The 3,850-nt window shown below is 64.1% G+C and carries 4 protein-coding genes; all 4 read left to right on the plus strand.

Features of this window, described 5'->3' with window-relative positions:
• A partial coding sequence (locus tag AKL29_RS45580; protein WP_244482418.1) for a strawberry notch C-terminal domain-containing protein occupies nucleotides 1–1,027 on the plus strand: 1,027 nt, incomplete at its 5' end.
• Nucleotides 1,027–2,088 (plus strand): DUF7146 domain-containing protein, encoded by a 1,062-nt coding sequence (locus AKL29_RS25810; RefSeq protein ID WP_050386112.1) that lies wholly within the window; start codon nucleotides 1,027–1,029, stop codon nucleotides 2,086–2,088. The genes AKL29_RS45580 and AKL29_RS25810, both read left to right, overlap by 1 nt.
• A 378-nt stretch (nucleotides 2,089–2,466) precedes the next feature.
• Nucleotides 2,467–3,390: a DUF2493 domain-containing protein gene (locus AKL29_RS25815; RefSeq protein WP_050386113.1), complete on the plus strand. Its 924-nt coding sequence runs from the start codon at nucleotides 2,467–2,469 to the stop codon at nucleotides 3,388–3,390.
• Nucleotides 3,391–3,530: 140 nt separating this feature from the next.
• Nucleotides 3,531–3,850: hypothetical protein (locus tag AKL29_RS25820; RefSeq protein WP_244482419.1), on the plus strand; the 320-nt coding region annotated here is incomplete at its 3' end.

Here is a 3,850-nt window from a genome sequence, read left to right on the forward strand (position 1 = left end):
GACCGGCCTGAAACTGACTGATGCCAATGGGCTGAGGGACGACCTCCCGCCGATCACGACGTTCCTCAATCGCTTGCTGGCGCTCACCATCGACTTACAGAACATCCTGTTCACCGCATTCGAACAGCTCTTGACGGTGCGGATCGAAGGCGCGGTTGCGTCCGGCACCTACGACATTGGGCTGGAAACGCTCCGCGCCGAGAGCTTTGTCGTCGCCGACCGGCGGACGATCTACACCCGTCCCGGCACTGGCGCCGAGACCCGGCTGCTCACCATCATCCAGCGACAGCGCAATCATCCCATCAGTCTCGATGACGCTCTGCCTCGCCTTTCCGACCATCACGCGATCCTGTTGCTCAATGAGCGCTCGGGCCGCGCTGCCGTGCAGCTTCCGGCCCCGAGTTTCCTGCTCGACGACGGCGAGATCGAGCGGCGCATCCGTCTGGTACGGCCGATGGAGCACCATAGCGTCTCTCTCAACATGATGGCGGAAAGCCATTGGGCCGAAGCGGATCGCGAACGCTTTGCCGCCGCCTGGCTGACGGAGCTCGCCGAGGTACCCGAGTTCACGCAGAGTACGATCCATATAGTGGCGGGCTTGCTACTACCCATCTGGAAGCGGCTGCCGAACGAATCGACCCGCGTCTACCGTCTCCAGACCGATGCAGGCGAGCGCATCATCGGCCGCAAGGTCTCGGCCGGCTGGGTCGCGAACGTCCTTGCGGCGGACGCGCCTTCGCTGACGCCGGCCGCTGCCTTTGCCGCGCTGATGGAGGGACGTGCCGTCCTCGATCTCGCGGAGGGGCTAAAGCTTCGCCGTGTCCGGGTGATGGGCGCAATCCGCATCGAGCTGTCGGGATTCAACGACACCATGCGCGATCGATTGCGGGCCTACGGGCTCTTTGGCGAGATCATCTCCTGGAAGCTTCGCATGTTCGTGCCCACGGACCCGAGCGGAGTCGAGATCCTGTCGAAGGTGCTCGACAGCTACCCGGTCGCGCACGTTGGTGGACGGGAGGCGGCGTGATGCCCCGCGACGCCTCCGAATTGGCACGCCGCCTCGCGCGCGAGGCCGAGGCGGTATGCCGGCACTATCTCTCCAATGGCAAGCGGGCCGGACGGTATTGGGTGGTCGGCGACGTCCACAACACGCCGGGCCGTTCGTTGTTCGTGCGACTGCAGGAATCGCCGAAGGGTTCCGCCGGTAAGTGGACCGATGCCGCGACCGGAGAACACGGTGACCTCCTCGACGTCATCCGCGAAAGTCTGGCCTTGCGAGACTTTCGCGAGGTGGCCGAGGAGGCGAGACGCTTTCTGAAGCTGCCTCGTTCCGAGCGGCAACCGACCCCGGAACTCGTGGGTCCAGCAGTGCCGGCCGGGTCGCAGGAAGCCGCCCGTCGCCTTTTTGCATTGTCGAGCCCAATCGACGGTACAATGGTCGAGGCTTATTTGCAGCGTCGCGGAATAGCCCGCATCCACCATGGCGGCAGCTTGCGCTTCCACCCGCGTTGCTACTATCGACCGGACGAGCATTTGCCGACCGAAATATGGCCAGCGATGATAGCCTGCGTCACGGATCTCGATGGGCGGATCTCCGGCGTGCATCGCACATGGCTCGACCCAGACGGCTTTGATCGCGTCCGGCTCGGCAAGGCTCCTGTCGACACGCCACGACGGGCCATGGGCGACCTGCTCGGCAATGCCGTGCGTTTCGGCCTGGTGGACGACGTGCTCGCCGCCGGCGAGGGCATCGAGACCATGCTGTCGCTGCGCTACGTACTGCCGACCTTGCCGATGACCGCTGCGCTGTCGGCCAATCACCTCTCGGCCATATTGCTGCCGTCTGGGCTACGTCGACTCTACATCGCCCGCGACGCCGATGCCGCCGGAGATGCCGTACAGGCTATCCTGACCCAGCGCGCGGAAGACGCCGGCGTTGAAGCGATCGCACTGTCGCCTCGGCTGGGCGACTTCAATGAAGATCTGCACGTCTTCGGCCGTGAGGCCCTCCAAGCAGCGTTGCGGCTTCAACTCGTACCGGAAGATGTCGCCCGCTTCCTGCATTCGCCCGTGCTGGGAGCGGAGTAAGCCGCGATCGTTCGATCGACCGCGATGGGTCGGTCGTAGATGAGGCCAATGCCGGAAAAGCACGCGACCACGGCCTTCTAGAGGGCGATCGGACGGCAAGCGGTCCGGGCCGGAAATGGCTGCGGCCGGCTATTTTCCGCCGCGCGCAGGCGATGAGAAGGCACGCTAGCGATCCGATCAGCGCGCTTTGCATCGCGAAGCAAAATAGCCGGCCTCCGCCATCCTTCGCTGCCGCTTCGGCCCTCCGCTTCCGCCTACGCCCTGCCGGGCTTCGGCGGACAAGCCGCTTTACGGGTGCCGGCCCGTTCCGCCCGCCGTCTGAGTGATCGCCACGAAGGCCGCGATGGGCGCGGCCAATCCGGCAAAGGACCGCTTCCCATGACCAACCACGACGACATCGAACCGGCGCAGGCCCTGTCTCCGACCGACTACGTCCTGAGCGAATTGCAGCTCTTTGGCTATCGTCCCTTCGACGACCAGCCAGATCCAAGACCTCTTCCCGAGGGGAAGATGATCGCCGGCGCCGTCGTCGATATGTTCGACGCCTTGGTTGCCACTCTGAGCGATACGCGGCTCGAGCCGGACCTCCACGAGCTCCTTTGGTCGACTGTTAACATGTTTCATCGTGCCGTCGAACGCATCGAGCGCCAGCTCGACGACAATGAACAAGCGCAGCACAAGAGCCAGCGAGAGCAGAATGGGTCGGAGGTGCGATCGGTTGAGCTCGAGCGCGTGACCGCTGAGGGCATCACGTTGATCGAACGCCGAAATTGCTTGGAACTGTTCCGCGACCAGGCGATCGAACGATTTGAGGTCCACACCGGATCCTCCTGGCGTCCTCGGTCGGGCTCGTTGGTCAACCACCGCGCGCTCACCGCAGCGATGATCGACTCCCGCGACTTCATCGCCGCCAAGCGTCGTTCCGAGACCGAGGTCATGTTGCCGCAAGGAGCGAAGATCGCACTCACCGGCGGGCTCGACTTCAACGACCACCGCCTCATCTGGGAGCGCCTCGACAAGGTTCATGCCAAGCATCCCGACATGGTCCTGCTCCATGGCGGCTCGCCCAAAGGGGCCGAACTGATCGCCTCCAAATGGGCGGCCACCCGTAAGGTGCCCCAGATCGCATTCAAGCCCGACTGGACGAAGCACGCCAAGGCGGCACCCTTCAAGCGCAATGACGCGATGCTCGAACTGTTGCCGATCGGCGTCATGCACTTTCCGGGTACAGGGATCCAGGACAACCTCGCCGACAAGGCGAAGCGTTTCGGCATCCCCGTTTGGCGGTTCGGCGGCGCGTGAGCGCCGTCTTGTCGCCTCCAAACCATCAAAGCGGAGTTGTGCGCGCCGCAACTCCGCCTCGTTCAGAGTTTATATCCGAAGTTGCGCCGTGGTGGTGGTGGAAGGCGCAACTTGCAAATCCATGCAATGGAGCCGCCACCATGCCCGCCCTCGGGCTTGTTCTCAACGCACTCGGCATCGGTTTGTTCTGCTGGGCGGTGTTCGCGCTGGCAGTGTATGCCTTGCCGTTTTTGGTCGCGCTCAGTTTCGGGATGATAGCGTTTCATGGTGGCGCCGGCGTCATCGGCGCGCTGCTCGTCGGAATTGCCGCCGCCGCGCTGACACTTGCCGTCGGTGAGGCCGCCTTCGCGGTTACCCAATCGGTGGCTCTGCGTCTCATGATCGCGACCATATTCGCCGTTCCTGCTGCCATCGCCGGCTACAATGTGGTGTTCGCCCTGTCCCAGATCGGGGTGCCGTC

The sequence above is a fragment of the Bradyrhizobium pachyrhizi genome, from assembly GCF_001189245.1.
GTDB lineage: Bacteria > Pseudomonadota > Alphaproteobacteria > Rhizobiales > Xanthobacteraceae > Bradyrhizobium > Bradyrhizobium pachyrhizi.